23 protein-coding genes, 2 tRNA genes and 1 other RNA gene are annotated in these 26840 nt (G+C 47.5%); 8 read left to right on the top strand and 18 right to left on the bottom strand.

Translation table 11 applies throughout. The annotated features are described in order from the left end of the window. The first annotated feature begins 89 nt into the window (after positions 1-89). Both ACWQXP_RS16515 and ACWQXP_RS16510 read left to right on the top strand, forming a co-directional pair. Positions 90-1001 (top strand): TraB/GumN family protein, encoded by a 912-nt coding sequence (locus tag ACWQXP_RS16515; RefSeq protein ID WP_454063964.1) that lies wholly within the window; start codon positions 90-92, stop codon positions 999-1001. Positions 1002-1280: 279 nt separating this feature from the next. Next, positions 1281-1877, top strand: a complete 597-nt coding sequence (locus tag ACWQXP_RS16510; RefSeq protein ID WP_454063963.1) for a class II aldolase/adducin family protein — start codon at positions 1281-1283, stop codon at positions 1875-1877. A gap of 290 nt (positions 1878-2167) precedes the next feature. Here ACWQXP_RS16510 and ACWQXP_RS16505 read toward each other — a convergent pair whose 3' ends face one another. Next, entirely contained in the window at positions 2168-2380 is a 213-nt protein-coding gene (locus ACWQXP_RS16505; RefSeq protein WP_454063962.1) for a tetratricopeptide repeat protein, read from the bottom strand. Positions 2381-2795: 415 nt separating this feature from the next. On the opposite strand from ACWQXP_RS16505, the gene ACWQXP_RS16500 reads away from it, so the two are divergent. Continuing rightward, positions 2796-3590: a hypothetical protein gene (locus ACWQXP_RS16500; RefSeq protein ID WP_454063961.1), complete on the top strand. Its 795-nt coding sequence runs from the start codon at positions 2796-2798 to the stop codon at positions 3588-3590. Between the two features lie 367 nt (positions 3591-3957). Here the strand turns inward: ACWQXP_RS16500 and recR are convergent, their stop codons facing one another. The 7 genes from recR to ACWQXP_RS16465 all read right to left on the bottom strand — a co-directional run bounded on the left by recR (position 3958) and on the right by ACWQXP_RS16465 (position 8624). Beyond that, positions 3958-4596, bottom strand: coding sequence for a recombination mediator RecR (gene recR / locus ACWQXP_RS16495; protein WP_454063960.1), 639 nt, complete (start codon positions 4594-4596; stop codon positions 3958-3960). Between the two features lie 18 nt (positions 4597-4614). Further along, the gene (locus ACWQXP_RS16490; RefSeq protein WP_454063959.1) at positions 4615-4941 is read right to left on the bottom strand and encodes a YbaB/EbfC family nucleoid-associated protein; all 327 of its coding nucleotides are present in this window, start codon (positions 4939-4941) and stop codon (positions 4615-4617) included. Further along, on the bottom strand, positions 4941-6770 hold the full coding sequence (gene dnaX, locus ACWQXP_RS16485) for a DNA polymerase III subunit gamma/tau (protein WP_454063958.1): 1830 nt from the start codon (positions 6768-6770) through the stop codon (positions 4941-4943). Before dnaX ends, ACWQXP_RS16490 begins: the two co-directional genes overlap by 1 nt. A gap of 102 nt (positions 6771-6872) precedes the next feature. Beyond that, an RNA gene (gene ffs, locus ACWQXP_RS16480) (signal recognition particle sRNA small type) lies at positions 6873-6972 on the bottom strand. 96 nt (positions 6973-7068) lie between these two features. After that, positions 7069-7158: transfer RNA gene (locus tag ACWQXP_RS16475), tRNA-Ser, on the bottom strand. A gap of 219 nt (positions 7159-7377) precedes the next feature. Beyond that, on the bottom strand, positions 7378-8190 hold the full coding sequence (locus ACWQXP_RS16470; RefSeq protein ID WP_454063957.1) for a hypothetical protein: 813 nt from the start codon (positions 8188-8190) through the stop codon (positions 7378-7380). 188 nt (positions 8191-8378) lie between these two features. Continuing rightward, a complete protein-coding gene (locus tag ACWQXP_RS16465; protein ID WP_454063956.1) occupies positions 8379-8624 on the bottom strand; it encodes a hypothetical protein in 246 nt (81 codons plus the stop codon). Positions 8625-8814: 190 nt separating this feature from the next. Between ACWQXP_RS16465 and ACWQXP_RS16460 the strand changes: the two genes are divergently transcribed. The 4 genes from ACWQXP_RS16460 to clpX all read left to right on the top strand — a co-directional run bounded on the left by ACWQXP_RS16460 (position 8815) and on the right by clpX (position 12608). After that, positions 8815-8897 (top strand) — tRNA-Leu (locus ACWQXP_RS16460). Positions 8898-9269: 372 nt separating this feature from the next. Further along, positions 9270-10589 carry a trigger factor gene (tig, locus tag ACWQXP_RS16455; protein WP_454063955.1) on the top strand — a complete coding sequence of 440 codons (1320 nt, stop codon included), beginning with the start codon at positions 9270-9272 and terminating at the stop codon, positions 10587-10589. Between the two features lie 105 nt (positions 10590-10694). After that, positions 10695-11321 carry an ATP-dependent Clp endopeptidase proteolytic subunit ClpP gene (clpP, locus tag ACWQXP_RS16450; RefSeq protein ID WP_454063954.1) on the top strand — a complete coding sequence of 209 codons (627 nt, stop codon included), beginning with the start codon at positions 10695-10697 and terminating at the stop codon, positions 11319-11321. A gap of 27 nt (positions 11322-11348) precedes the next feature. Then, positions 11349-12608: an ATP-dependent Clp protease ATP-binding subunit ClpX gene (gene clpX, locus ACWQXP_RS16445; RefSeq protein WP_454063953.1), complete on the top strand. Its 1260-nt coding sequence runs from the start codon at positions 11349-11351 to the stop codon at positions 12606-12608. A gap of 118 nt (positions 12609-12726) precedes the next feature. On the opposite strand, the gene ACWQXP_RS16440 is transcribed toward clpX, so the two are convergent. From ACWQXP_RS16440 to mreB, 10 genes are all read right to left on the bottom strand, one after another. Further along, on the bottom strand, positions 12727-12951 hold the full coding sequence (locus ACWQXP_RS16440) for a PEP-CTERM sorting domain-containing protein (RefSeq protein WP_454063952.1): 225 nt from the start codon (positions 12949-12951) through the stop codon (positions 12727-12729). A 63-nt stretch (positions 12952-13014) separates the two neighbouring features. Then, a complete protein-coding gene (locus tag ACWQXP_RS16435) occupies positions 13015-13431 on the bottom strand; it encodes a hypothetical protein (RefSeq protein WP_454063951.1) in 417 nt (138 codons plus the stop codon). 620 nt (positions 13432-14051) lie between these two features. Next, the gene (topA, locus tag ACWQXP_RS16430) at positions 14052-16520 is read right to left on the bottom strand and encodes a type I DNA topoisomerase (protein ID WP_454063950.1); all 2469 of its coding nucleotides are present in this window, start codon (positions 16518-16520) and stop codon (positions 14052-14054) included. A gap of 6 nt (positions 16521-16526) precedes the next feature. Then, complete coding sequence (gene dprA, locus ACWQXP_RS16425) at positions 16527-17660, bottom strand: DNA-processing protein DprA (protein WP_454063949.1); 1134 nt, start codon at positions 17658-17660, stop codon at positions 16527-16529. Positions 17661-17666: 6 nt separating this feature from the next. Then, a complete protein-coding gene (locus ACWQXP_RS16420) occupies positions 17667-19226 on the bottom strand; it encodes an Rne/Rng family ribonuclease (protein WP_454063948.1) in 1560 nt (519 codons plus the stop codon). A 97-nt stretch (positions 19227-19323) separates the two neighbouring features. Then, positions 19324-20442 carry a rod shape-determining protein RodA gene (gene rodA, locus ACWQXP_RS16415; protein ID WP_454063947.1) on the bottom strand — a complete coding sequence of 373 codons (1119 nt, stop codon included), beginning with the start codon at positions 20440-20442 and terminating at the stop codon, positions 19324-19326. Next, complete coding sequence (gene mrdA / locus ACWQXP_RS16410; RefSeq protein WP_454063946.1) at positions 20439-22337, bottom strand: penicillin-binding protein 2; 1899 nt, start codon at positions 22335-22337, stop codon at positions 20439-20441. Before mrdA ends, rodA begins: the two co-directional genes overlap by 4 nt. A gap of 54 nt (positions 22338-22391) precedes the next feature. Next, positions 22392-22898, bottom strand: a complete 507-nt coding sequence (locus ACWQXP_RS16405; RefSeq protein WP_454063945.1) for a hypothetical protein — start codon at positions 22896-22898, stop codon at positions 22392-22394. A gap of 9 nt (positions 22899-22907) precedes the next feature. Beyond that, positions 22908-23786 carry a rod shape-determining protein MreC gene (gene mreC, locus ACWQXP_RS16400; protein WP_454063944.1) on the bottom strand — a complete coding sequence of 293 codons (879 nt, stop codon included), beginning with the start codon at positions 23784-23786 and terminating at the stop codon, positions 22908-22910. A gap of 15 nt (positions 23787-23801) precedes the next feature. After that, positions 23802-24845, bottom strand: coding sequence for a rod shape-determining protein MreB (mreB, locus tag ACWQXP_RS16395; protein ID WP_454063943.1), 1044 nt, complete (start codon positions 24843-24845; stop codon positions 23802-23804). A 544-nt stretch (positions 24846-25389) separates the two neighbouring features. On the opposite strand from mreB, the gene leuC reads away from it, so the two are divergent. Continuing rightward, positions 25390-26793 carry a 3-isopropylmalate dehydratase large subunit gene (leuC, locus tag ACWQXP_RS16390; protein WP_454063942.1) on the top strand — a complete coding sequence of 468 codons (1404 nt, stop codon included), beginning with the start codon at positions 25390-25392 and terminating at the stop codon, positions 26791-26793. The last annotated feature ends 47 nt before the right edge of the window (positions 26794-26840 follow it).

Here is a 26840-nt window from a genome sequence, read left to right as displayed (position 1 = left end):
TAGCACCATCCATATTGACAATTGAGACTCAGGCCTCTGTTCCGTCAATAAAAAATCATTCGCTCGATGACTTGAAAAGGATTTCACCTATGCGATTCCAACAACAACCGGGAAGTCTCTTTCGATTGATCCTAATTGCACTCACGCTTCAACTCCTTTTGCCACACTCGCTACAGGCTAATGACGTTGGACAGACTCACGCAACAAGTTGCTTATGGAGCGTGACTTCAGGTCCCAATACGATCTATCTCTTAGGTTCTATCCACGTTCTCAAACAAGAGAATTATCCATTACACGATACAATTAATCAGGCGTTTGAGTCGGCCTCGCACCTTGTCTTCGAGGTAAACCTTGATGAAATATCTTCCCCTCTTACACAGAAACGTTCCTTAACCAAAGGCCTATATACAGACGGCCGGACATTGAGAGATGCACTTTCGCCAGGAAATTTTGCTTTTACCAAATCAAAACTCAAAAATCGTGGGTATAGCATTGAAATGTTTAACCGCATGAAACCCTGGATGCTGGCCACAACGATCACCATATTGGAGCTACAGAAACTGGGGTTTGGAACAGATCATGGAGTCGATCAGCATTTTTTTCAGAGGGCGAAAGCCCAGGGGAAAACTGTCGAAGGCCTTGAGACGGTTGAGTATCAACTGAATCTTTTTGATAGTTTGTCGGCTAAGACTCAAGAACAGTTTCTGCTTCAAACCCTTGACGAAATTGACATTCTTGAACAACAAACACACCAATTGGTCAATTCCTGGACACATGGGCAGATTGAAGGCTTAGAAGTGATGTTAGAGAATATGAAGAAATTCCCGGAAGTCTACGAAGCACTGATTACCCAGCGAAACAACAATTGGCTTCCGCATTTCGAGTCATACCTGCAGAAACATGAAACCGCTATGATTGTGGTCGGCACCCTCCACCTACTTGGCAAACAAGGCTTGCTCGCCATGCTACAAGAAAAAGGATACGTCATTAAGCAACTGTGATGACTTCCTTGAAGAAAGTGAATCTATTCGTCTTCTCCTAGCCAGACGTTTTACCTCTCCTCTATACTTCTTGCCTAATCATGTTCCCTATAGACTTCAAGTCAGCAATAGTGGAATATCAAACGGAAACAGTGAACTGCACGTATCTCCATCACGAACCTCTAGCCGACTCAAGAGTCTTTAGTCTTTTTTACGAGATACGATTCACGCTTGCGCACCGAAGCGCTACAGCGCGCAGGCACGCGCAACGAAATACGGACGAAAAGGAGTTCAACACCCATGATTACAGCAATTGGCGATGTTTTACGACGATGTTATGAACGAGGATGGATTACATCACGAGATGGGAATTGCAGCTTGCGACGCGCCAGAAGTGTCTATATCTATATCACGCCATCGGGATGGCGCAAAACGATTGTTCACCCAGAACACATGGTTAAAATCAAATTAGCCAATGGATCCATGCAGATCCCGAAAGATACGAATCCATCGGGTGAGCTCCATATGCATTATCTGTTACTCAAGGGGATGAACAAAACACGGGCGGTTGTGCATGTACATCCCACACATGTCGTCGCAGCAATGTATCGAGGCTTTGATTTACAGAAAATCTGCAAAGACTTTCCTGAAATCTATCGATACACCCGCATAGGACCTAGCGTTCCCATGCTGCCAGCTATCAGCACAGAACTGGGCGATGCCACTGCACATGCATTAGGCGTCACCGACACAAATCCCCTTGGCAACTTCGATATTGTGGGCCAAGCCAATCATGGCGTCTGTTCGATGGCCTCGGATCCCTGGTCAGCCTATGAACATATTGAACGATTAGACCACATTTGTGAAATTGTCTTGAACAGCGGCGTGTCGCCTTGATAGCAAGGGGATATTGAAGAAAACCAAAAAAATCTTTAACTTTTCATGTTCACCCTGAGCTGTTCGACTTGCACATAATAACCCTGTCGAAGGGTCGGAACAATCAAGAGCTAGAGACATGGTTCGACAGGCTCACCATGAATGATAAGAAAAATCATTCTGAGCTCTGAGTTGTTCGGCTGACTCACAGTGTACTGGTCGAAGAGTCGAAGGACTGATCCCAAGCCCTCTATGAATCAATAAACTAAGGCATTCAATGGTTGTACTTTATTTTCTCTCGTTTATTTTCTTCAATAAAGCCCGATAGTTTTTTTTCCTAGAATGGTATTCGGGTGATCGGGCCCCAACGTACGGTGTAAAATCGCTAGCGCTCGCTGATAGCGTGGCTCCGCCTCCGCATACTTGCCCTGGGCACGATAAAGTCCCCCCAGACTGTTCAGGCTCGTGGCCACATTCGGGTGGTTCGGCCCCAAGGCCTCCTCCCAAATCGCCATCAAGTACATACTTGATCCTGCAACGCTAGAGGCTTCAACTGCTCAAGAAGACGATCCAACCAACACTTACTTGGATCAGAACCCTGATTGTCTTTGTGAGCGTATGAAATAAAAACAGGAAGTCGGGTATATTCGAGCGACATTTTTTGTATTCCTTGGGTTACCTTCCTGTCGACGTCGGATTTCAACTCTACCCTCTCAATTTTTACTAAATTTGGCAAGTCTGTATATATCCTTCATATACGTTCACTTGCTTGTGTCATGCGGTCAAACATTTTTTATGCCTTGTGCCTTCTAAAATGCTGAGAACTTCTTGCTCGATCAAGTCATGGCTCGTTATAGTGTCACCCAGTCGACGGTAAAATAAACAACCACATCATTCGTACAATCCCTCATACCACTGCCTCCAGGGAAAGGAGTATTCATGGCGAAGAAGAAGACTTCCCGTTCGTCGAACAAGAAGAGTTCACCCTCTACCACCTCCTCAAAGGGTCAAAAGGCTAAGCCAAAAGCCACTGCGGCAACGAAAAAAACATCTTTAGCCAAAAGTAAAACTAAGCCAAAAACAAAGAGTGTTAAAAAAATAACGACCTCCAAGGTAACACCGAAATCTGCTGCAAAGACAAAACCCAAGACGGCACAAGCCACCAAAAAGCCTGCTTCGACCAAAAAGACTCAAAAAAAGTCCAGTCCTTCGTCGACAAAGAAAACACCCACGACCCAAAGTACGAAAGTAGCCAGACTCAAGAAAGTCAGGTCCAAACCCCAAGCAAAACCGTCCACCAAACGAACGAGAAAAACCCCCAAAAGATCCTCCGCGAAAACTCACACAACACCCCTCAGCACACAAGCCGCAACAGCATCTCGATCGTCCATACCCCAGGCCGCGAAAAAAGACGGACTCTCCGCCAGTGAGCGCTACAACATCGGAGGACTATTCGCCTGTGCCATTGATCAGGCCAGAGATCCGGGATTACGGAAATTGAAAAAAGCGCTGAAGCATCTTGCCCTCACGACTCAAGAGCAAGAAAATCTCGTACGGCTGACGCAGGGGTTTATGATACCCAAGTTATTTGCAGATGAGATTCAGGATGAAGCAACTCGTAACCTGGCAGTCAAAGAATTGGTAGGCTTTGCGAAAACTGAAAGTCATTACGAACGAGAGTGGCAAGCCGATCTAGAACAGTTTTCGATTTGGCTGGGAGTTCCAATGACATAAAAACGTGAATCGTCCTATAGCCGTTCCAATTAGTTTCCGTACGTGTGAAGCGGTGTTTCGCGATGAGTTGTTTTATTTGAATCGGCTGGATTTGGACACCTGCCATCCGGAAATCAGTAGGATTATTGAGTGACGATGTCGAATGTATGTGAGAAACGCGAGGGTTTGCATGTATCGTGTCCAAGCACACTAACTTCCAATCTATGGGGTTTCGCTATAGTCGCTCGTATCTCGCAAGAGTACTTCTCCAAGTTTATTTAACTAAATACGAGATACGATTCACGCTTGCGCGCCGTGTCTACTTCGCCGAAGTGGCTACGAAGGTTGCAAGCGCTACAGCGCGCAGGCACGAACGACGAGATACGAACTAAGTGAGTTCACGACGACCTTCAATCGACTTCAACAGCGTAACTTCATCGGCGTACTCAATGTCCATACCGACGGGGATACCATATGCGATCCGTGAAACACGTACGCCATGTGGCTTGAGGATTTTGGTGAGATAAATAGCCGTGGCTTCGCCTTCGATGGTGGGATTAGTGGCAATGACGACTTCCTGCACTTCTCCAGCCTTCACTCGCTCTTCAAGTTCATGCGCTCGAATGTCGGCTGGCCCGACTCCATCTAAGGGAGACAACGCCCCAAATAAGACATGATACAACCCATGGAAAGCTTTACTTTGCTCAATGGCTTGGAGGGTGCTGGGCTCTTCGACGACAAGAATTTTTGTTCGATCACGCTTCGGGTTCAGGCAAATATCACACAACGACTCTTCTGCGATGTTTCGACATTGCGTACAAAAGGCCACGCGTTCTTTGACATCCCGAATCGCATCAGCTAAACGCAAGGCTTCTTCTTTTTCCGCTTTCATGATGTGGAACGCTAGCCGTTGCGCGGTTTTTTGCCCAATGCCGGGAAGCCGCACAAACTCTTTTGCGAGACGCGCTAAAAATCCACCTTGTTGACGGCCAGTTCCTGAACCTTTTTCGGCAATAATACCTGACACGTATTCCTCCTGTTGAGACTAAAACATACCAGGTATGCCCAGACCACCGGTCAACGACTTCATCTCTTCAGCCATCATTTCTTTGGCTTTTCGTAACGCCTCATTCGTCGCCGCCACTAACAAATCTTGGAGCATGTCGCGATCTTCGGACTTCATCACCTCAGGGTCAATGGTCACGTTTGCAATCTGCATCGCGCCAGTGACTCTCACCGTCACCATGCCTCCACCTGCGGAGGCTTCAACTTCCTTGGTCGCAGCTTCTGCCTGAATTTTCCCCATTTGCTCCTGCATGGCTTGGGCTTGCTTCAACATATTACTCATATTACCAAATGGATTTTTTGACATTAAGCTTTCTCCTCTTTTGGGGAAACACGGTGGGCCGAGACCACTTCGCCACCAAACATCTCAAGGGTTTGTTTTACGATCGGATTCGCACGCACTTCGTCTATGAGGTTTTGATCTTCCTGATCTTGATGTTGCGATCGTTTCTGTCCGATCGTCGGAGCCGCCGGCTTCGTGCCATCGAGTTCGACCACACGGACATTGATGGTATGCCCTGATACCTGCTGACACACCTTCGCCACTAATGCTCGATTTTCAGGTTTATCGGTTCGCCATCTGGCAACGGAAGCATTCTTGGGATACCCGATAACGACCTGCTCAGGATCGACTTGCACCAACGTTCCCATCTCGACAAATGTCCCGATGTTTGGATGGTCCTTCATCAACCGATCCATCACACTTTCCCAGTCCACTGGCGACTTCGCTGTAACCGGCTCTGCCTCAAATCTTTGAGGCGTTTGCGCATCACCGACTCCCATTGATGGTTTCGCTGGTATCGGCTTGCTCGTTGGTTCTGGCCTTGTGGTCACCTTGCGTTCCATCTGAGAACGGTCACGACTATTTGACTGAGGCGACGGTTCCGGACGATGAGAAGCCTGCTTGGCAGGCTGCGGTATTCGAGTATGCACAGAAGAGGTGTCAAGGGCAGAACGATTTGCAACGTTCGAGATTGGCTGACGCGGCAAAGGCGCAGATGCAGGAGAAATTTCCAGCTTAGATTCTTGAGGGGAAGCCTTTCCTAATTGAGTGGCTCGAACGACTGCAGCTTCTAATAAAAATCGCGGGTGCGCACTCATCCGCAGACTATCTTCAGTTTTCGAAAAAATCTGAAAGACCTCCTGCAAAAAAGCTTCGCTCACTTGTTGTGCTTGACTCATGGTGACTTCGACTTCTTCGCTTGGCAGTTCAATTAAGGATTGGACCTGTTCACGAGAGGACACCACGGCTGCGACAAGAACATTTCGAAGACGTTCGACAACCTCTCGGCAATAGATTCGGAGTTCATAGCCTTGATCAAATGCCTGTGCCACACAGGTCACTCCAGCCGCCGCATCTTGCTGAATCAGTGCGTCTACCAGATTTCGTACCAATTCATCCGGGACAGAGCCCAATAAAGCTTCAAGATCTTCATGTCGCACAGCTTCTCCCCCGAATGCCACTGCTTGATCCAGTAAGCTCAAGGCATCACGCATACTGCCATCACTGGCCCTCGCAATCGACGCCAAGCTGCGTTCTTCAATAGACGTTCCTGTTTCGTTAACGACGTGCTGCAATTGGCGAATAATCTCCAATCGCGAAATTCGCCGAAACGTGAAATGCTGGCAACGCGATAAAATCGTGGCCGGAATCTTATGGACTTCGGTTGTCGCAAAGATAAACACGGCATGACTCGGTGGCTCTTCAAGTGTCTTCAATAAGGCGTTGAATGCCGAATTGGAGAGCATATGAACTTCGTCAATAATGTAGACACGATACTTCCCACGAAATGGAGCAAACTTCACGTTTTCGCGCAATTCTCGAACATCATCCACTCCAGTATTGGATGCTCCATCGATTTCAATAACATCAACTGACTGCCCTCGAGTAATTTCATCGCAACTCGCACAGACCTCACAGGGTTCGCCGGTAGGCCCCTTTTCACAATTCAGTGCTTTAGCCACAATTCTCGCTACAGTTGTTTTCCCCACCCCCCGCATGCCGGAAAAGACATAGGCATGAGCCACTCGTTCTCGACCAATAGCATTTTGAATGGTCTGGACGACGTGAGGTTGTCCAATAACTTCATGAAAACTACCTGGCCGATATTTTCTGGCGGAAACCTGATATTCCATAAACTTCTACTAATGTGAAACGTGGAAAATGAAAAGTGGAACTCGACTCAGAACCATTTTGGTACGTATGTTTTGATTTTTCTGGTTATTTGACTTGAAAATCGGGGCCAGGTGATCCTGCGGCACCCAGACTAGCCTGCTTACCGTTGCTTCCTTCCGGACCTGGCGGAGTTCACAGGATTCTGTTGCACAGGGCCCAGCCCCTTTCTCACGGAAATCCTTAAATAAAAAGGTAAAGTGTAAAACACAAAATCAAATTACTGATATTTTTTCGATTTTTATTTTCATTATTTCACTATGGCGGAGAGGGAGGGATTCGAACCCTCGGTACCGTTGCCGGCACACGTGATTTCCAATCACGCCGAATCGGCCACTCTCGCACCTCTCCACAATGCACAAAGAATTCTCTAGTTTGGTATCATGCCAAGACCGTCTTTCACAACTCAGCTCTTCCTCATAATCGTGGAAATGAGACAGCAAGGAAGTGGTCAATCCAACGCCTCTAAAGAAAAGCGATCTTACCACGAGGCCTACAGTGCGACAAGCAACTAAATTACCCGAATCTATTCATCTTCTGTCCTCAACGACATGTTTTACCCTCCTCAGACTATTGAGGGCGCGAACGGGCCTGAAACTGCCGCTGTCGCCTTGTCGACCCATGGAGTGCTGAAAACAGATGCCCTCGAAAAATCAACATGAGCACGCCGAGGATCGGCGTGCTAAGAATAATCAAGAATGAACTTCCGGCGTTGGAAATCCCAAAGTACTCGAGCCAACTTGTCAACAATCGAAATGGTACGGTGAAAATTTGAAAGAAATCGAGACCTCCCCTCATTCCGGCTTGGCTGGAAAATTCAAAAAAGAAGGACAAGCCAAAGGGAGCCAACAGAATGGCAATAGGTAAAAACCACTCGATCCAGTTCTCAAGAACGAATTCATAGCTTTCCCGAACCACTTCCATAGCTGAACCTTGCCGACGTTGATAGATGACTTCCGGCACGGGATTTAACAACACGAAGACAAGAAAGAACACCGCGGTAGTCAGGACGGGACGATAGGGATTTGCCTGCAAGGCCATTTCCAACATCATGAGAGGAAACCACACAAGAAATCCAACGGAAATCACATCCCAAAAATATTGACCTGCACTTTGCGGTATATCCTCCCACTGTATCTTCCTCGCCCCCAGGACAACCTGTTCAACGAGATATAACGTTGCACCAATGACAAATGCATTAGCGGCACCGGCAATCAAGCCACCAAGCATGCCTAACGACGAAGCCAGTAAGGTCACTACCATCATCAGCATGGCAAAACCCACAACAACCAGCGTCATCACCCACCCCCGCAGAAACGAGCGAATGGTAGCCTGCAGGGCCTGCTTATAGAGTTGAGTGGTAGCCTGAATAAACTCTGACACGAAAGAGATCCTAAGGATTCGCGCAAAAACCCCTTTGCACGTGTTGGTGCTGAGACGCATGCAAGGCAAAGCGCAAGCACTGTGCATACTTTTCGGTATGTGAGAGACAAGTAACGCGGCAGGATGGGATGGATCGACGTTCAAACATGTGAAGGTATTTCTACACGAACTCTTAAGGAAACTGATTCCTAACGAGATGATTGAGGTGGGTGTTTCAAGGCTAAGATTTCTTGTTGCATCTGGTCTCGCTCTTGGGAAATTTTCTTGAGTCGACTCGGGCGGTTAAACGTCCACCATTTGAGCTTTTCCTTGAATGTAACCTGCCGTGGCGGGACACTTTCGGCTGATGAATCTTGAAAGTCATAGCCCTTGTGTTCGTCCCGGCTTTCCATAAACGTACGATAGATATCCTGATAAAGGTTTTCCAGTGCCATAATAGTGTTACCATACTCTACTCAGGAAATTCTCGCAAGAAGTCCCAGCTAGCTCATAAACATCTAATCAGATCTGTTGACTTAAAGCTTCAAGAGAAAGTCCAAAAAGTTCCTACTTTCCTAAGTCCCTTATTTTCCATTAGAATCAACCTTCGAGCCTGACATAGTCATTGACTATGTTAATGAATATGCGAGAGTGGCGGAACTGGCAGACGCGCAAGACTTAGGATCTTGTGGGTAACCGTGGGGGTTCAAGTCCCCCCTCTCGCACCATTACTAATACAACGTCGTCCATGGTATAAATGAGTGTTTTTACCTAAAACAACTCTATCCACATGAACCAATCGTCTAACATCTAGATATGCCTTTCGATATATTTGAGGAGAATGAATTTCCAAGAAGCAATGCCCTCATGAGTTTTTACACATAGGGCTAGTGTAAGATGATTAGCTGGTATTATACTTTGTCTTGGGAACAAGGTCTCAATGGCTTGAATGTAAGACGAGGAAAGCCAGCCCAACACACGAATAGACTTTCATAGCATTCAATAGTGTATTCATAGGCTTAGCCTTAAGCTATTTTTTCATATACACTCATTATTTAACCCTATCGCGTGCGTGCTAACTGCAGAGGAGTTACTGCTCCATGAAATTGGAAATGACAGAATTAGGACCAGTCAAACGGGCCTTGAAAATTGAAGTCCCGGAAGATGCCGTCAATGATGAATTTCAAAAGGTCTACGGGGAACTCAAGCGTCAAGTCCGTGTCCCAGGATTTCGTCAAGGCAAAGCTCCGATTGCCGTGTTGGAAAAACGGTATGCCAAGATGGTGGAACAAGATGTTGTCCAACGGATTGTGCCCAGTTTTTATCAACAAGCGGTCAAAGAAGCAGGAGTCGTTCCAGTGGTTGTCGATATCCCGCCATTTGAACGGTTAAAAATACAGCGCAACTCTTCATTTACCTTTACCGCGACCGTCGAGATCAAACCAACAATTAAACTGGGCGATTATCGACCCCCCAACCCGATATCTCTGAAACCCGACGCTCGGACAGTCACTGAAGAACAGGTCGATCAGGCATTGGCAAATCTCCAGGAGCAACATGCGCAAATTGATGCCGCCCCCGATGATGCCGTGCTTGCTGACGGCATGCATGCCGTCTTGACCTTGGAAGGATTGCTTGATGGTCAACCCGTTGAAGGAACGAAAAAAACCGGCCACTTGCACAAAATTGGCTCAAAAACACCGATTCTCGGAGTGGAAGCTGAAGAACACCTGATCGGGCAAACCGCCGGGTCAAGAGTGGACATCAAACAAGAATACCCAGCCAACCATCCAGATGAACGACTGGCCGGAAAAACCGTCACATTCAGCTTCACCATCGACGCGATCAAACAACAAACACTCCCTGAATTGGATGATGAATTTGCAAAAGATTGCGGAGACTATGAAAATCTGGAGCACCTCCGGACAACCATTCGTGAGCAGTTTGATACGTTGCTCAAACGAGATATCGAAGATGGCTATAAAGAACAAGTCATTGATCGGCTCGTGACCATGCACCACTTTGATATTCCAGAGCCTCTCATTGAACGTGAGCTCCAGACCATGATACGTCAAAAGTTGCTACGCGAACATCAAAAGGGTCAGGGCGGCATCGATGATCCGCTTAAACTTCAAGAAGAAGCCAAACGTCTTCAACAAGAGCTCCAGCCTGAAGCCAAGAAACGGGTCAAACTGGGATTAATCCTTGAAAGTATTACCGAGAAAGAGGGGCTGACGGTCGAAGATGATGACATTGAAGCAGAAATGACGAAACTCGCCCAACAGGTGAAACTGCCTGTGGAAGAAGTACGAAAAATGGTTGAAGCCGGGGGCCAGCAATCGCGAGAGGAGTTTCGTGAACGTCTTCTGGCAGAGAAAGCGCTCCAATTAGTATACCAATTTTCTGTGATTCAGGGGTAAGTTATAGACGAAACCTCGAAGAGAATACATTGAATCCATCGGACCGAAACCGTTAAGAAACCCAGATACGCAAACCGATAAAGCCCCTGAGGAGGAACCGACCGTATGCTCATTCCAATGGTTATTGAACAAACCACGCGTGGAGAACGCTCCTACGATATCTATTCACGTCTACTCAAAGACCGAATCATTTTTTTGGGTGCGCCTATCGACGATGTGTTTTCAAACGTCATCATTGCTCAACTGTTATTCTTAGAAGCGGAAGATCCGGAAAAAGATATCAATGTCTATATAAATTCCCCGGGAGGAAGCGTCACCGCTGGGCTTGGGATTTATGACACCATGCAATATGTGAGGTCTCCCATTACTACCATCTGCTTGGGACAAGCCGCCAGCATGGGAGCTCTTCTCCTCTGCGCGGGAACTAAGGGCAAACGATTTGCTCTCCCCAATGCCAGAGTGATGATTCACCAGCCCATGGGAGGGTTTCAGGGGCAAGCAACTGAAATTGATATTCAAGCACGAGAAATTTTAAAAATTCGAGAACGCTTGAATGAGATCATGGTCAAACATTCAGGGCAACCTTTGGAAAAAATTGCCCGCGATACGGAACGGGACTATTTCATGTCAGCAGAGGAAACCAAGGAGTACGGGCTTATTGACGAAGTGATTTCCCGGAGTCCAGAACAGGGCAAGACGGATAGTGACGCGACAAATGGAAAATCTTCGTAAACCTCAATACCATTTATAGAAGCGACTATGGCCAAACAAGCAAAATCCGACGCGAACCTCCGATGCTCCTTTTGCGGGAAGAGCCGCGATCAAGTTCGGAAACTCATTGCAGGGCCAACCGTCTACATTTGCGATGAGTGCGTCGGACTGTGTAATGACATTATCTCAGAGGACTGGCAAGAGGCTAAAGAAGAAATTTCATCAAAACTTCGCAAGCCTGCTGAGATTAATGAGTACCTTGGACAATATCTAATCGGTCAGGAACGCGCAAAAAAAATTCTCTCCGTCGCCGTGTATAACCATTACAAACGGATTGCCGCAAATGAATTAGATGATATCGAACTGCAAAAAGGCAACATTCTTCTTGTTGGCCCGACTGGAACTGGGAAGACCCTGTTTGCGCAAACACTTGCCCAATATCTTGATGTTCCCTTTACCATTGCCGATGCCACCACACTCACAGAAGCCGGGTATGTCGGTGAGGATGTTGAAAATATCATCCTCAAACTCCTTCAGGCCGCAGACTACGAAGTCGAACGAGCCGAACATGGCATTGTCTACATCGACGAAATCGATAAGATTACCCGTAAGTCTGACAGTCCTTCGATTACCCGTGATGTATCTGGAGAAGGCGTGCAGCAAGCGCTCCTAAAACTTATTGAAGGTACCGTCGCCAATGTTCCTCCGCAAGGAGGTCGCAAACACCCGCATCAAGAGTTTATCCAGGTCAACACTAATAACATTCTGTTCATCTGCGGCGGAGCCTTTGTCGGCCTGGAGAGCATTATAGAACAACGTCTGAACCAAAAACGGATGGGATTTAGATCTGAAACCAAAGGAAAACGCGTTAAAGCTTCAACCTCGCTCTTACAATTTGTCCAACCGGAAGATTTGCTTCAATACGGACTCATCCCAGAATTTATCGGCCGCCTTCCCGTCATCTCCACCCTGGACGAACTGGATGAACAAGCCCTAATTCAAATACTGACCAAGCCCAAAAATGCGCTCATTAAACAATATCAAAAACTTATGATGTTCGATAAGGTGAAATTAAAATTTACGGATGGGGCATTAACCGTTATCGCACGAAAGGCTCATAAGCAAAAAACCGGGGCTCGGGGACTGCGAGCCATTCTTGAATCAAAAATGCTGGAAGTGATGTATGATATTCCCTCTCACCCGGAAATTGAAGAAGTGCTGATCACGGAGGACGTGATCCGGGGGACCGGCGAACCGATGAAAGTCCTACAACAAACCAAAGGCGTCAAGCCTGCCGTTGGATCGTAACCCAAAAGTCGTTTCTTCCTAATTCGTTCGTGAAAAAACTCTCATAAGTATTGTCCTTTGACTCTGAGACTAAACAAACAAATGCCGGAAGAACTTGTGTTCTCCCGGCATTTGAGTCTTACCTTCTAAGACAGACAGAAACAATACTGGCGGCTTGCTCCTTCTTGTTTCGACAGGCACGCCACAACCCCATCCCAACCATACCGGTTGCAAATAAAGCCATGGTGCTAGGTTCAGGAGTAGCGGTTACGGGAACCGGATCACCCCAGAGTTTAACATTGTCAATGTAGGCGTCTTCATAGTTTCCAGAGTAGGAGTCCGAGACATCAGTCCAAAACCGCAACTGAAGCTTGGTGTCGGTGGCAGAAGAACCTAGATATTTCGTATTCCATGACCATCCACATCCTCACAAAGAATGACTCGCAAGTTTTGTCCAGGTGTTACTCCCTAACGTTCGAAAGTCCACGTACAGCATGTCAGAATAATCAGAGGCAGAAAGAGGCGTAAAGTCATACATCAAAGATATGTTCTGATAACCACTTGTATTAATCCAACGAGTGGCCGCCGCATCAGGAAGTCCTGAGAGCGAATCTCGAAGCTGGAGGTGGTTGTAACTAATAGCAACATCGTTATAGCTTTTTTCAGTTTCATACCATCCATTACCGACAGTCGAACTGTGGCCATAATAGCTCCGATTGAAGTTACCTTGAAAAATGAGAGTACCGGCAGACGCGGTCGATGCCATACCACACATGATTACCAGAGCGGCAATACCCGTGGTCAAACCTTTTGTCAGGTTGCGTGAACGCCTAGAGATACTCATAAGTACCTTCTCATAAAGAACGCGAGAAAAATAAATGTTATAAAATTAGTAAACGCCTTGATAGCCTTAATTGAGCAAGCCCAATGCCAAGACGACCCATTGCATTCAATGTATTGAGATAACAATGAAATTTGATCGGACGAACTGAATATCCAGACTAATAACCTAACGAATAAAGGGAAAGGCTCGAATCTTGAAATGACTTGTAAAGAAACTTTTTACTTTTCGGGTGAGTGATGAGAGGCTTCACATGATCGTTGAATGACATCTCAACGGTGGATGTATTCTATTCATCTATTGATACGGTTTTTGTATTTTTTTTACTAGAGGATAAACAGAAAGGTTTTCTGACAGGGAAAATCAAGGGAATCAGAATATTGAAATCACGATCGTTGTCGTTTCTGTAGCTTTCAATCGATTAGAGAACGCTTGAGCAGTCTGTTGATGGATGCTTGAGAACTAGACTTATACGTAAATACTGACGGAAATACGCGAGAAAGATAGATTGTGTCTGGGAAAGGGAGAAAGGAGGCTTAGATGTAATTGGTACATCACGGTTCGTGAACAACGTCAAATAATAAACTCTCATAAACAAGAAGTGGATAAACCATTCACTTAGACTACCCCGTCTCTTCATAACCGCAGCCTTCTTTTTGGCAATAGATACGACTTCCGGCTTGTTTGCTAATTTTTTCGACCAAAAATGGCGCCTGACAATTCGGACATGCTCGCTTCACCGGTTTATCCCACAACGCGTAATTACAGTTGGGGTACCGGCTGCAGGAAAAAAACGTCCGTCCCTTTTTGGTTCGTTTCTGAACAAGATCCCCATTACAATCGTCAACCGGGCACTTCACGCCAAGTTTGATCGGCTTTGTACTTTTACATTCTGGATATTGCGAGCATGCCAAGAAACTTCCGAAACGACCACGTTTGACGACCATCGGGTTTTGACATTTATCACAGACTTCGTCGGTCACTTCAGCAACTTCTTCAACAATCTGAATGACTCCGCTTTCGTCCTTTGTAAATTGCTTGGTTGTCTTACATTCGGGATATCCTGGGCAGGCAAGAAAGTATCCACGTCGTCCCCACTTAATGACCATGTTCTTTCCGCATTTTTCACAAATAATTTCTGTTGGCTCTTCCTTGCCTTTGACCCCTTCCATCTTTTCTTCTGCCACACCTAATTCTTTCGCGAATGGCGAGTAGAACTCTTTCACCGTCGAGATCCAATCTTTTTCACCTTCTTCAATTTCATCAAGTTCACTTTCCATCTTTGCAGTAAACTTCACATCGAACACATCGGGAAAGTGGCTCACCAATCGATCATTCACCATTCGCCCAAGCTCAGTAGGTTTAAAACGCGCCTCTTCTTTTTCGACATATTGTCGATCTTGAATCGTCGAAATAATCGTGGCATAGGTCGAGGGCCTTCCAATGCCCTTTTCCTCAAGTTCTCTAATTAATAAAGCTTCATTGTAGCGTGGTGCCGGCTGCGTAAAATGTTGTTTAGAGAGCAAACCCGGCTCTTCGCTTTGCACGAGCGTCAGATGTTCACCTACTGAAAGTTCAGGCAATCGAATGTCCTCGTCACTCACACTCTCAGCCTCACTAATTGTCGGAGATGTGACTTGATCGACACCTTCAACATACACACGACGAAACCCATCAAATTTCTCTACAGTTCCTGTCGCACGAAATCCATACTCATTAGCCAGGATGTCAACTTTTGTCACGACATCAAGGCCCTGAGCCATTTGAGCAGCGACAAATCGATTCCAAATGAGTTTATACAGTTTAAAGAGATCTGGCTCTAAATAGGAACGAATACTTTCAGGGTCACGTTGAACAGCTGTTGGCCGGATGGCTTCATGAGCTTCCTGTGCCGCTTTTTGCGTTTTATAGACATTGGGTTTCGCCGGTAGATACTGATCGCCGTAGGTTCCCTGAATATAGTTTCGTAATTCTTCCTGCGCTTCCGGTGCAATTCTCGTGGAATCCGTACGCATGTAGGTAATCAACCCGACCTGCCCTTCTTGACCGACCGCAATGCCTTCATAGAGACGCTGGGCTAACATCATGGTCTTCTTCGCCGAAAATCTAAGCTTTCGCGCCGCTTCTTGCTGGAGTCGACTGGTGATAAAGGGAGCTGACGGATTACGACGACGATCTTTTTGCTCAATATTTGATACGGTAAAGGTTGCAGCTTCTAATGCTTGTGTAATGTTATTGGCCTCCTCTGTCGTCCGAACTTCAATTCGCTCTCCACGAAACTCTTGCAGTCTGGCCTGAAATGGGGGAGGGTTCTGCCCTTGTAATGCCGCAGTCAGCGTCCAATACTCTTCCGGTTCAAAAACTTCTCGTTCCGCTTCCCGCTCACAGATCACACGAACCGCCACCGATTGAACCCGTCCCGCACTCAATCCACGACGAATTTTTTTCCATAGCAGCGGACTCAACATATAGCCCACAATCCGGTCAAGCACTCGCCGGGCCTGCTGGGCATTCACCTTCTTCATATCAATCACACCAGGAGATTCCAGCGCGCGCTTCACGGCTGATTCCGTGATCTCATTAAACAGCACACGGTACACTTGATGACCTTTGGCATTCAGTTCTTCCGCAATATGCCAAGCAATGGCCTCTCCTTCACGGTCAGGGTCCGGGGCCAGATAAATATTTTTGGCATTTTTCGCATGAGTTTTAATGTCGGTCAGGACTTTAGTCTTTCCTCGAATGACGACGTACTGCGGTTCAAAATCATGCTCGAGGTCAATCCCCAGTTTACTTTTTGGAAGATCCTTAATATGTCCAACTGACGCAATCACTTGATATCCTCTGCCAAGGTATTTCGAAAGCGTTCTGGCTTTTGTTGGAGATTCGACGATCACCAGGGATTTTCCTGCAGACGGTTTCGCCGCCGGTTTTTTGCTCGGTGGCGACTTTTTGGCTATTGACGTTTTTTTCACAGTTGACGATTTTTTTGCTGCGGACGTTTTTTTCGCAGTAGGCGACTTTTTAGTCGTTGACGTCTTTTTTGCACCTGATTTCACCACTGACACCTTCTCCTCTTCAAGTGACTTCATAATCGATTATCGAATAGACGTTCGAATGTACTGGGAGCCAGCTAACTGACGAATGACCCCTTTCATCTCCAATGACAGCAGAACACTCATAACGTCAGAAGGGGAACACCCTGCTTGAGAAAGTAATTCCTCGAGAGAAATTGGCTCAAAGGAAATACGGTTGTACAGTGCTTCTTCTTGCTTATCAAGAAAAGGCATTGGTTCACAGGACCTATCTTCTCTTGCATTCAAGCGTTCCCGAAACGAACCTTCAAGCTGTGGAAGCAATTCTTCCAGAATATCTTCGAGACCTTCTACTAACTTAGCCCCTTGCTTGATGAGATGATGAGGGCCACGACTCGTTTCATTCGACACAGTCCCTGGCACAGCAAATACCTCACGATTCTGTTCAAGCGCCAAGCGGGCCGTAATCAATGATCCGCTTTTTTCTGTTGCTTCCGTCACCACCACTCCAACGCTCATGCCACTAATCACTCGATTTCGTTGCGGAAAATGATAGCCATGCGGAACGGCCCCAGGTGAAAACTCTGATAAGACGGCTCCATGCTGTTCGATGCACTCGCGTAACGACTTGTGCTCTGGTGGGTATGTTCGATCAATACCACAACCTAAGACGGCTACCGTACGTCCCGTCGAACAGGTTAATGCTCCTTGATGAGCCGCTTGATCAACCCCTCTCGCTAACCCACTCACAATTGTGAACCCGACTGACGCCAGCTCCTGGCTCAACATACGAGTGAAAGCCAACCCAGCAGGAGTCGCTTTCCGTGAACCCACAACCGCAATTGCCTGATGATCCACTTCATCAAGCTGCCCTGTCAAATACAGAAACGGCGGAGGATCGGAAATAGTCTTTAAGCGTAACGGGTACTCAGCATCGAGAATCGTGATAACTGAGAAGGCTCCTTGTTCAATGGCCTTGACTTCCCGTTCGATCGCCAAGAGCGTTTGATCATCCGGACGCTGTGTCATTCGCTGAGCAGCAGGTAAACTGAGTCCTTCGTGAGCCATGAGGTCTCCAACGGACGCCGCCTGAACAGCTTGCGGTGAACCAAATCTCAAGATAAGCCGAGAGACCGCTCCTGGCCCAACGCCTTTGGTCGCTTTTAACGCAAGCCATGCTGCAAAATCCTCCCTCATCCATCATCACGCAGATCGACTGGCCGCTCGCGCCTCTGCACGGTCGAGACTTCCTCCGACAACCATGATGTCATATTGTTCAAGGTTGAGAAGTGGATCTGCCTTAATGTCAATTTGGCAATGGTATTGTTGTTCTAATTGCTCAATTCCGACATGCTCAGCATCAAACAGGAGTTCCACGACGCGTGGATTGGCTCCGATGACAAGGCGTTGCTGACCTCGTGCACTACCCACCCTTCGGATTTCTCGAAAAATGTCGTAAATAACCGTCATGGCCGACTTCGTGTACCCGCGTCCTTCACAATCATTACACACATCAGAGAGCGTGCGAAGTAAGTCTTCTCGAACTCTCTCGCGCGAAATCTCAATGAGGCCAAGATCCGAAATACGTGAAATTCGTGTTTGAGCCTTATCAGAAGCCATGGCTTCCACAAACGCCCGATACACCTTGTCACGGTTTCGCTCTCGCTCCATATCGATAAAATCAATGATGATCAGTCCACCGATTCCCCGTAACCGAATTTGATAAGCAATTTCTCCTGCCGCCTCGAGATTATTTTTGAGAATCGTTTCTTCTTGATCTCGTTTACCCACAAACCGTCCTGTATTGACATCAACCACCGTCATCGCCTCAGTATGGTCGATCACGATATGACCACCGGATTTCAGCCAAACCTTTCGGCTCAACCCACGGGCAATTTCCAATTCAATGCCAAGATAATCGAATAGGCCTTCATCTTTTTTATCATAATGGTGCACTCGAGAGGCCTGTTCTGGAAGATACCGCCGCACAAAGTCTTTGACCTCATCAAAGTCTGGCTTTGAATCAATAAGTAAGCGATCTACTTTTTTGGTAAAGAGATCGCGAACCACTCGAAGCGTCAAGCTGAGATCTGTATGCAAAAGAGCTGGAGCTGGCTCTCGATCATACTTTTTGATGACATCTTCCCAGAGCGCACTTAAAAACTTCACATCTGACGAAAGATCCTCTTCAGCCACACCCTCACACACCGTCCGAACAATATAGCCAAATCCCGGAGTTCGGATTCGTTTCATGATTTCCTTGAGCCGGGAGCGTTCTTCGTCATCGGCAATCCGGCGAGAGACACCAATGTGATCCACATTTGGCATGAAGACTAAAAACCGACCAGGCAACGACACATAGGTCGTCACCCTGGGACCTTTGGTTCCAATGGGGCCTTTAGAAATCTGCACTAACAACTCTTGCCCTTCTTCTAACAATTGCTCTATCGGACGAGCCGTCTGACGACGCGGCCTGGGCATATCAGGCCCTTTTTCATCTTCCTCACTATCGATCAGCGTGTCCCCGGGCTCCGTGCCGACTGACAAATCAGACACATGCATAAACGCGGCACGATCTAATCCAATATCGACAAAGGCCGCTTGCATGCCTGGAAGCACCTTCACCACTTTGCCGGTATAAATATCCCCCACAAAGTCCTTCTTTTTGGCCCGATCCACGTACAACTCAGTCACAACTTTGTTGTCCAACACGGCCACTCGTGTTTCTTCTCGAGTCACATTGATGGCAATCTCAACACCCATCAGCACCTCCTCTCCCCTCATCGTCGGGGGAGATATCACATCGAACCTTCACACCAACCTCCCTTTCACCATACTTGTTTTCACACGTCTTGCCAACTTAGGTCAGTGTTAACCGGTGACGTTTCACATTTAAGAGCAGTCCAAGCGCGGCCAAAGTCATAATCGTCGCACTTCCCCCGTAACTCATCAAGGGTAATGGAATACCGACAATCGGGGCTAATCCGACCGTCATGGCCAGATTGACGAGGAATCCAAAGGCAATTACACACACGACTCCCACCGCGAGGAGTGCCCCAAGCGTATCCCTGGCCTTGGAGGCAATCTCTAACCCCATCAAAAATAATCCGGCATACATCGTCAATAAGAGCAGCACCCCTAGGAAACCCCATTCTTCCGCAAACACAGCAAACACAAAGTCCGTATGCCCTTCCGGAAGAAATTTAAACTGAGTCTGGGTTCCCCCGTAAAGCCCCTTTCCTAGTAACTCGCCAGAACCAATCGCAATCCTGGACTGTAACCCATGATACCCTTTTCCGCCAGGGTCATAGTTCGGATCGACAAAACTCAGTATTCGTTCCTGTTGATACCCATGTAATGACCCCCATACACCTCCCCAAGCAAATGGAAAGAGCAGTAAGGCCGTCAGAACGACCAGACCAAAGGCTCGCGACCTCACCCCAACAGCTAAGACCAGGACAATATAGATCGACAAAAAACTCAAACTACTTCCGAGATCCGGCTGCTTCAGGATTAAAAGAAAGCCTGGCAACACAATTAGGCCGGGAAAGACTAGACGCTGAAGCCACCCGACTCGGTGTTTAACCCCATAATACGTCGCCAACGCCATGATTAGGGGAATTTTCACCAACTCAGACGGTTGAACAGCAAGTGGACCTAGTGGAATCCAACGCTGCGACCCGCGGCTACTTTTCCCGGCAAACAGAACGATAAGCAAAAGGATCAACCCTATCCCATAGAAAATATAGGAAAACCGAGAAAGCTTATGGTAATCAATCCCTGCCGTCGCCACAAAGACTAACGAACCAATCACCACCCACATACTTTGCTTCAAATAAATGGGAATGCCGGATGAGGGATTGGCCGGTGTCACACTATAAATAGACAATATTCCTATGGCCACAATCCCAAGAATAATTCCCAAAAAACACCAATCGAATCCATCAAACCCACGACGTAGCCTATAACGATCAATCATAAGCTCGGCCGCTCCTCTAGTGGTTTAGGAGACGACTCTACCCCGTCTTCGTGTCCTACAGATTCAATTTGCTCCTCTGATGCCATTTCCCCACCTGAGGTAAATTTCACATGAGCCTCAATCAACTCTTTGGCGATAGGGGCTGCCGCGGAACCACCATGGCCCATATGCTCGGCTAAGACCACCACCACAATGGTCGGCTCATCCACCGGTGCATACGCCACAAACCATGCATGATCACGAAACTCTTTCGGAATATCTTTTTCTGGGCCTGATCGCAACGCGACAACCTGGGCTGTCCCAGTCTTACCCGCGATGGAGACCAAAGAAGACTGGGAGCGTTTGGCCGTGCCTTTTGTGACCACCGCTTCCAATCCCTGACGAATTTGCTGAAAGACGGCCGGTGGTATCGGTAATTGCCTGCTTGACGATAGAACCACTTCTTCCATCATCCCGGTTCCACGCTTTCGAATCGCATGAACGAGCCGAGGGGTGACCACACGGCCGTTCATGGCGGTGGCGGCAACTACCTGAGCCATTTGCAAGGGCGTGGCAGTCATGAACCCTTGTCCAATCGAGACAGAAATGGTTTCACCAGGATACCACGGTTCGTTTTTCACTCTTCGTTTCCACTCCCCTGTCGGAACGAGTCCTGAGCGTTCAGAAGGGAGATCAATTCCTGTTTTCTGCCCGAGACCAAACTGCTTAGAATATGAGGCAATGGTCTCAATACCCATTCGATTCCCTAACTTATAAAAATACACATCACACGATTGGGCTAATGCATCAATCAATTCGACCGACCCATGGCCTCCACGCTTCCAATCTCGATAGGTCCGTCGACCAAACCTAAAACCGCCCTGACAAAAAACCTCATCGGTTCCTTGGGCCGTTTGCGACCCTAACACTGCCGCGGCCATCACAATTTTGAAAGTTGACCCAGGAGGATACTGCCCTTGAATCGCGCGATTCGTTAACGGATGTCTCGCATCATTGAGAAGCGACTTCCACTCGGCAAAGGGTAATCCGCCAGATAACGCCGTCGGGTCAAAACTCGGCCGGCTTGCCAGAACCAAGACACCTCCTGTACGGGGATCAAGTGCGACAACGGCACCAGCTTCATCTTCCAATAAATCTTCAGCCAAACGTTGAAGACGAATATCGAGCGTCAGATAAAAATCATCGCCGGCACTGGGTTTACGGACAGAAATCGACTGTTTTTTATGGCCAAGCGCATCAACCTCTAGAAGTTCACGGCCTGACACACCTCTCAGCGCCCGGTCATATGTCCGTTCAACGCCGTATTGTCCGACCATACTCCCTTGATGAAGTCCCTGATATTCCTCCTCCTTCAGTTTCGCTTCGGAGATCTCTCCGACATATCCAATAACATGCGAAGCATACCCACCGATGGGATATTTTCGCAGGTACTCAGGTTGAATAAATGTTCCGGGAAGTGTTAGGCGATGCGATTCGACGATGGCCGCCTCTTTGAGTGATAAGCCGCCTTTAATTTTGACCGTCGCACTTCGCCTTTGCGCAGAGAGCTTGTCCACTAAATCTTTCTCTGTGAAATGTAAACGCGCAATGAGTTCGTCAACAAGCGCGTCTCGATCATTAACATCTTCAAGAGAGACGTAGAGGTTAAAGCTCGGGACGTTATTTGCGAGAAGTTGACCATGACGATCATACAAGAGTCCTCGAGCCGGCTCTAGCATGATAGACCGAGTCCGATTATCTTTAGCCATTTCCTGATACTCATGCCCATCACGAACTTGCAATTGCCACAGGCGAAGCCCGAGCAAGGCAATCAGCAACAGTAGCCCGATCTTGATCAGAATCAATCGGCCCTGAATATCAACTAATTCGCTCGCTTGCTGATCGCTTTCTAGCATAATCCTTGGTCTTGTCCCTCGAAGGTGATGAACTCACTCTGCCATGAGCCATTGTTATCGAAAACTGGAGAATTCCACTCCAGAATCAACAAAGTTCAACTTACTCAGCATCCAGTACACGCCAAAAGCTAGTAACGCATCAAGCAGCCCCTGGGGCAGAAGAATTGTTCGAAGCTCCTCGATCAGCAACAACCAATCGGTATGCGGTCTTGCGGATATGAGTGAAATGACCCCGCTTGCACACGATAAGAGAAACGTGGGGAGAAAGATGGCTTGCGCTGTGGTGTTAGAAAGAGTCTTCGCGACCATCCCAGAAAGAAAGCCCGCGAGCCCTTTGGTAATGAGATTGACGATTCCCGCGCCGCCTGAAAATAAATCCTGGATAAACCCTAACCCCACACCTAATCCAAGACCTCGCCGTTTTCCAAAGAGAAACCCCACGAGACAGGTGGCGACTAAACACAAATCAGGTTCCACCCCCCATGGACTGATCCGACCCAATACCGTGACTTGAATCGGCACCAACAAAAAGAGAAGAGTCAAATAGAATACACTATACATAGGCTCACATTATCGTACGGGCGCAATCATCGGGAGAAGTTCCGAATCTGTCAATTGGCCCGATGCCGTGACCACGAGAACCCCTTCGAGTTTGGAGAAATCCACCATCGGATGGATTTCTGCTGATTGAAACAACTCCGCATCACCCGTTTCCAATTGACGAACATGACCAATCGGAAGACCTCTTGGATAATCTCCCGTCAACCCTGATGTGACCACCATATCACCAATTTCAATTGTTGAAAGAGGCGGCAAATATTTCATCCGCACAAATCCTTGCGCCGTTCCTTGCACAATTCCCTCATCACGACTGCGCTGTATCATTCCCGCGATGGCAATATTGGGATCTGTTAACAGAAGCACAATGGCCGTCGAAGGATTCACGTTTACCACCCGCCCGACGACTCCGGTGGCAGCAACCACGCCCATTTCTTTTGAAATCCCATGTTCGCTTCCTTTGTCAATAATAATGGCGCGGTACCAATTAGTGGCATTGCGTCCAATCACGCGTGCCGCCACCGTACCCATTGACGCCTGTTCTTGAAAATCCAACATGACTGACAATTGTTCGGAAACAATCATTTGCTCGCGTAGTTGACTGATCTTCGCATTTAATTGATCGACCTCTTGCTGAAGTTGAAGATTTTGTTCATAGACACCCTGTAAGGCGAGGTAACGATTCCAGACGTCTCGAATGCTGAAATCTAATGAGGATAAGCCTTGAATGGGGACAGCAAGGAATTGCGCAACAGGATGTCTAATGCCATCGAGGATCCCTTGAGTTTGCCGAGGCAATAACAGAATCAGGATGACCGCAGCGGTAAGAATGACCAAAAAAACTCGCCGCACTCCAGAGCTTACGATGCCCGTGAGACCTGACTTACTCATGGCATTTCTCTATCATCAACGCTGGACAGAGGACATGGTCGACACGCTCCGTAGGAGAGCCAGTTCATCAAGAATCTTCCCCACACCAAACACTACCGACGTGAGCGGATCATCAACGGTGACAATGGGCAGTGCGGTTTCTTCACGAAGCCGAGCATCAAGACCTTGCAAGAGAGACCCTCCCCCAGTTAAAACAATCCCGCGATCAATGATATCTCCGGCAAGTTCGGGTGGCGTATTTTCAAGCGCCAGACGAATGGCACCAACGATCGTGGCAATCGAATCCTGCAAGGCGTCTCGTACCTCAGTATCATGAATTAATATGGTTCGCGGGATCCCTGAAATCAGGTCTCGACCTTTCACGGCCATTTGCTTTTTTTCAGGAAACGGATGAGCAGAACCCACTTCCATTTTTATACGTTCTGCCATATGCTCTCCAATCAAGAGGCTATATTCTTTTTTCAAATAACTGATAATGGCCGCGTCGATTTGATCACCAGCAACTCGAACCGATTCGCTGTACACGATGCCTCCTAAAGAAATCACTGCAATATCCGTCGTGCCCCCCCCAATATCCACCACCATATTCCCCGAAGGCTCCGTAATGGGAAGCCCTGCTCCAATCGCCGCCGCAACAGGTTCCTCAATAAGATAGACTTCTCGTGCTCCTGCCAGTTCAGCTGACTCCTTGACCGCTCGCTGCTCAACCTGCGTAATACGCGAAGGGACGCCAATCACAATTCGAGGACGAACGAGCGTATGCCGCTTATGAACTTTATGAATAAAATAACGAAGCATGCGCTCAGTCATATCAAAATCCGCAATTACCCCTTCTCTCATTGGTCGAATGGCCACGATATTCCCTGGCGTTCGGCCAATCATTTTTTTGGCCTCTTCTCCGACAGCCAGAATTTTATTACTGGAGCTTTCAATTGTGACGACAGAGGGCTCATTCAACACGATACCTTTATTCTTCATGTAGATCAGCGTTGAGGCCGTACCAAGATCAATCGCCATATCACTCGACAATAAACTGAGAAAATTACTGATGAATCCCATGTACTACGTTCCTTATCACACTCGCTCAGCCGTATATTGAGCCATGAACACTATCCCTGCATGTTGATGAGTAGCTCGATCTTTTTGATCCCATGCATTAGCCAGCTTGGTATCAGGACATTATAGAACAGAAAATCACTATTTCTTCACATCTCCACACACGACCTCCAACTCAATCAACAAGATTAACGTTTCAGTCGCAAGAATCACGATTGACGAAATATCAACCCTTTAATAGAAGTGTGGAGCTGTGGACAAGTTACCAGGATGGATTAGACTGGTGAACGGGTTTGGCTTCTGAACACAACAAGAGGCCCTGTCAGAACTCTAGAAATTCCGCCTGAGCTCGGACGTCCCTGCTAATATAGCAAATCTCATAAGTTATGACAAAGATAGAAATTTTCCTTGAACACTCGTATGAACAGAGACTCAAGTGCCACGGACGTCTAAAAATCGTGAGTGAACGATGTACATAGACTTGCCAGAGATATGGAAATTGGGTTATTAGAATCAGATCAAAATCAACTAAGCGTTAGGATCGCTCATGTCAGCCAAGACTCTCTTTCAGAAAATTTGGGATCAACATGTTGTTCAAGAAGATTCTGATGGAACAACCCTGCTGTATATTGATCGTCATCTCGTCCATGAAGTGACATCACCGCAAGCCTTTGAGGGACTCAGGATGTCCGGTCGGCGACCTCGACGTCCGGCAGCGGCGTTAGCCGTCCCCGACCATAATATTCCGACAACCGATCGTCGCCTCGGTATTGTCGATCCTATGAGCGCAAAGCAAGTTGAAACGTTGTCCGACAATTGCCAAGAATTCGGGATTACCTTGTTCGGCATGAATGATGTTCGCCAAGGCATTGTACATGTCATCGGACCTGAACAAGGATTGACGCTGCCTGGGATGACCATTGTCTGTGGCGATTCCCATACATCTACGCATGGCGCATTTGGGGCCTTGGCTTTTGGTATCGGCACCTCTGAAGTTGAACATGTCTTAGCCACTCAATGTCTCGTGCAAAAAAAGCCTAAGACCATGGAAGTGCGCGTAGAAGGATCACTCTCTAAATTCTGCTCTCCCAAGGATGTCATCTTAGCCATTATTGGCAAGATTGGAATTGGAGGCGGCACAGGCCATGTCATTGAGTATACGGGGTCTGTCATTCGATCATTTTCTATGGAAGGTCGAATGACACTTTGCAATATGTCCATTGAAGGTGGAGCACGTGCAGGACTAGTTGCTCCCGATGAGACCACGATCTCTTATGTTCAAGGCCGACCCCTGTCACCCTACGGTCCGCTCTTTGAACAAGCCAAACAACACTGGCAAAGCTTAACGACCGACTCAGATGCGCAGTATGATCATGTCATTGAAATACGTGGAGAAGATATTGCGCCACAAGTCACTTGGGGCACCAATCCAGGGATGGTGACGGGTGTTGATGGCAAAATTCCAGACCCCAAAAATTTGCCTGACGAAAAGACACGTCACGCAACTGAACAGGCGCTCACATACATGGACTTAAAGCCTGGAACGCTAATTCAGGACATTAAAATTGATCGGGTGTTCATCGGTTCATGCACCAACTCCAGAATTGAAGATCTCCGGATCGCGGCCAAATATTTTTCCGGTAAGCGAGTCGCTTCCGGCGTTCATGCCATGGTCGTACCAGGGTCAGGACTGATCAAAAAACAAGCTGAAACTGAAGGGCTCGATAAAATTTTTCTCGAGGCTGGCGTTGAATGGCGAGAAGCCGGCTGTAGTATGTGCCTGGCCATGAATGCTGATGTGCTGAAACCCGGCGAACGTTGTGCTTCAACGAGCAATCGAAACTTTGAAGGCCGTCAAGGAAAAGGATCACGGACACACCTTGTCTCTCCAGCCATGGCTGCTGTCGCCGCCATTGAAGGGCACTTTGCGGATATCCGCCACTGGGCATAATCTGAGGCTCAATTTTCAAAAATTTTTTCTTTCCTGACGGGTGTTTC

The organism is Candidatus Nitrospira salsa, from assembly GCF_965152625.1.
Note: the sequence above shows the minus strand (reverse complement) of the source record. Positions and strands in the feature narration are given on the sequence as shown.

Excerpts from the sequence above, each read along its gene's own strand:
- clpP (WP_454063954.1), top strand. The coding sequence starts at position 10,695 with ATGCTCATTCCAATGGTTATTGAACAAACCACGCGTGGAGAACGCTCC.
- clpX (WP_454063953.1), top strand. The coding sequence starts at position 11,349 with ATGGCCAAACAAGCAAAATCCGACGCGAACCTCCGATGCTCCTTTTGC.
- ACWQXP_RS16500 (WP_454063961.1), top strand. The coding sequence starts at position 2,796 with ATGGCGAAGAAGAAGACTTCCCGTTCGTCGAACAAGAAGAGTTCACCC.
- tig (WP_454063955.1), top strand. The coding sequence starts at position 9,270 with ATGAAATTGGAAATGACAGAATTAGGACCAGTCAAACGGGCCTTGAAA.
- mreC (WP_454063944.1), bottom strand. The coding sequence starts at position 23,786 with ATGAGTAAGTCAGGTCTCACGGGCATCGTAAGCTCTGGAGTGCGGCGA.
- ACWQXP_RS16435 (WP_454063951.1), bottom strand. The coding sequence starts at position 13,431 with ATGAGTATCTCTAGGCGTTCACGCAACCTGACAAAAGGTTTGACCACG.
- mrdA (WP_454063946.1), bottom strand. The coding sequence starts at position 22,337 with ATGCTAGAAAGCGATCAGCAAGCGAGCGAATTAGTTGATATTCAGGGC.
- ACWQXP_RS16505 (WP_454063962.1), bottom strand. The coding sequence starts at position 2,380 with ATGTACTTGATGGCGATTTGGGAGGAGGCCTTGGGGCCGAACCACCCG.
- ACWQXP_RS16490 (WP_454063959.1), bottom strand. The coding sequence starts at position 4,941 with ATGTCAAAAAATCCATTTGGTAATATGAGTAATATGTTGAAGCAAGCC.
- ACWQXP_RS16515 (WP_454063964.1), top strand. The coding sequence starts at position 90 with ATGCGATTCCAACAACAACCGGGAAGTCTCTTTCGATTGATCCTAATT.
- mreB (WP_454063943.1), bottom strand. The coding sequence starts at position 24,845 with ATGGGATTCATCAGTAATTTTCTCAGTTTATTGTCGAGTGATATGGCG.
- rodA (WP_454063947.1), bottom strand. The coding sequence starts at position 20,442 with ATGATTGATCGTTATAGGCTACGTCGTGGGTTTGATGGATTCGATTGG.
- ACWQXP_RS16510 (WP_454063963.1), top strand. The coding sequence starts at position 1,281 with ATGATTACAGCAATTGGCGATGTTTTACGACGATGTTATGAACGAGGA.
- topA (WP_454063950.1), bottom strand. The coding sequence starts at position 16,520 with ATGAAGTCACTTGAAGAGGAGAAGGTGTCAGTGGTGAAATCAGGTGCA.
- dprA (WP_454063949.1), bottom strand. The coding sequence starts at position 17,660 with ATGAGGGAGGATTTTGCAGCATGGCTTGCGTTAAAAGCGACCAAAGGC.
- ACWQXP_RS16405 (WP_454063945.1), bottom strand. The coding sequence starts at position 22,898 with ATGTATAGTGTATTCTATTTGACTCTTCTCTTTTTGTTGGTGCCGATT.
- ACWQXP_RS16420 (WP_454063948.1), bottom strand. The coding sequence starts at position 19,226 with ATGGGTGTTGAGATTGCCATCAATGTGACTCGAGAAGAAACACGAGTG.
- leuC (WP_454063942.1), top strand. The coding sequence starts at position 25,390 with ATGTCAGCCAAGACTCTCTTTCAGAAAATTTGGGATCAACATGTTGTT.
- dnaX (WP_454063958.1), bottom strand. The coding sequence starts at position 6,770 with ATGGAATATCAGGTTTCCGCCAGAAAATATCGGCCAGGTAGTTTTCAT.
- ACWQXP_RS16465 (WP_454063956.1), bottom strand. The coding sequence starts at position 8,624 with ATGGCACTGGAAAACCTTTATCAGGATATCTATCGTACGTTTATGGAA.